At 57.5% G+C, this 1,786-nt stretch carries 2 protein-coding genes; both read left to right on the plus strand.

All coding sequences use genetic code 11. The features are described from left to right. Window positions 1-1,116, plus strand: a 1,116-nt coding sequence (locus tag AB0C69_RS41990) for a hypothetical protein (RefSeq protein ID WP_360362448.1), incomplete at its 5' end; no start/stop codon positions are given. Between the two features lie 24 nt (window positions 1,117-1,140). After that, on the plus strand, window positions 1,141-1,786 hold a 646-nt coding region (locus tag AB0C69_RS41995), incomplete at its 3' end, for a hypothetical protein (protein ID WP_360362451.1).

Here is a 1,786-nt window from a genome sequence, read left to right on the forward strand (position 1 = left end):
CGCCGTCCGCAAGGAGGGCCTCCGCCTCGTCGCGGACTTACCAGTCCAGGCGAGGCTGTATACGACCCCTTCTCTGGTCGAGGAACCGTACCGCTCGAGGCTGTTCTCCAAGGGCGGCGCGCTTACGGTAGCGACGCCAATCCACTCGCCGTGGTCCTCTCGCATGCTAAGACACGTGTGCCGAGCAGGCGGGCTCTGCTGAAGCGTATCGCTGAACTCGAATCGGGATACTCACCGAGTGTCGTATCGATCGAGAGTGAGCCCGAAAACATCACCATGCTCTACAGCAACGAGACGCTGCGGCAACTTGTTTGGCTCAAGGAACAACTCGACCGAACGAACGACACAGACTGCTTCTGGATCGCCACGATTCTCGGCATGCTTCACGCCAACCATGGCAAGTCTGGGCCAAGAGGCTTTTCCATCAGCATGCCGAACACCTTTGCAATGTCTCCACGTTACGTGGCGAAGTATATCGAAGAGCACGGACTCGAACGCCCCGAGGTCAATGTCTTCGAAATGCTGAGGAGGCGGCTGGAGCGCTTGGACCTTCCTCCAGCCAAGCGTGAAGGCGGTAAAAGCTGGACTCACGACGCAACAAGTACGCCGCCACCATGGCTCGTCCAGCGCCGACCGAAACTAGTCTTCACTTCTCCCCCGTATCTACAAGTCATCAAATACGGCAAGTACAACTGGGTCCGCCTGTGGTTCCTAGGAGAGACGTCTTCGGCCGTCGACCGGAGGCTCATGGCCTCGGCATCACTTCCCCGTTACCTGGATTTTATGAGGTCGGTGTCTACGAACATCAGGCGGGTCGTTGCCGAAGATGGCTTTGTGTGCTTCGTAATCGGCGACGTCCGTCGTGGCGAGGACGACCTTAATCTCGCACAAGCCGTATGGGACGAGGTGCTACAAGACCAGGGCTGGTACCTACACGGGATTATCGCCGACGAGATCCCGCAGGACCGGAAGGTAAGCCGAATCTGGAAGCATAACAGCGGCCGCGCGACTAAGGTTGACCGTATCTTGCTACTCAGTCCCACGAGGCGACAGCTTCCGAGCGTTGGACAAACCTCCTGGGCGAAGCAGCTTTCTTTTAGAGAACTTCATAGTTAGAACCTCGCAGGAGAGGAACCCGCGATGCAGAACATGTTCGAGGAGCTCAAGCAGCTCGCCAGTGTCGACTTGTTCGTGGAAAGTCACAAAGAAGATGCCTTCGTCGGACGCCCCTTCTATCTCGACTTCAATCACCTGCGCCTGATGAGCAATGACAAGTGGAAGCAGAGTGTGGGAGGCGTGCCGGCAGGAGCATTTCTGCTCGCGGTTTACAACGGCGAGCCCGGCATCGACGATGCCATCCTGCTACGGGTGCTGCGCCCCACCAAGTTGCCCACGGACGACGACATGGTGATGGCTATGGTTGACCACTATAAAGAGGCCCCTCGCGATGACAGTGGCGCACCATTGGACTCCTACACCCGTGCAGAATTCCAGTTCTCCGGGCTCGAATGCCGCGTGATTGGCACATTCTACAGGGATGAGAACCGGAAAACCAATTTTGCAGGAGACTTGGATAACTTCTACGCCCCACACAATTACCGCGTCATAAAGCCCAGAGGCAAAGTCTTGGAATACATCGTGAACTTCCGTGATCAGGGTATTCCCGGCGGCAAGGGCGATGAGCGGATAGGGCGAGTTCGCTACAGCTCCAGCCTCCGACACCACACCGGTGACGAGGTCCCAGTCTACGTCTCAGCTCTAGACTTCCTCGGCAAGCGGACCGCCC

The sequence above is a fragment of the Actinomadura sp. NPDC048032 genome (assembly GCF_040653175.1).
In the GTDB taxonomy this organism is placed as follows: Bacteria; Actinomycetota; Actinomycetes; order Streptosporangiales; family Streptosporangiaceae; genus Spirillospora; species Spirillospora verrucosospora.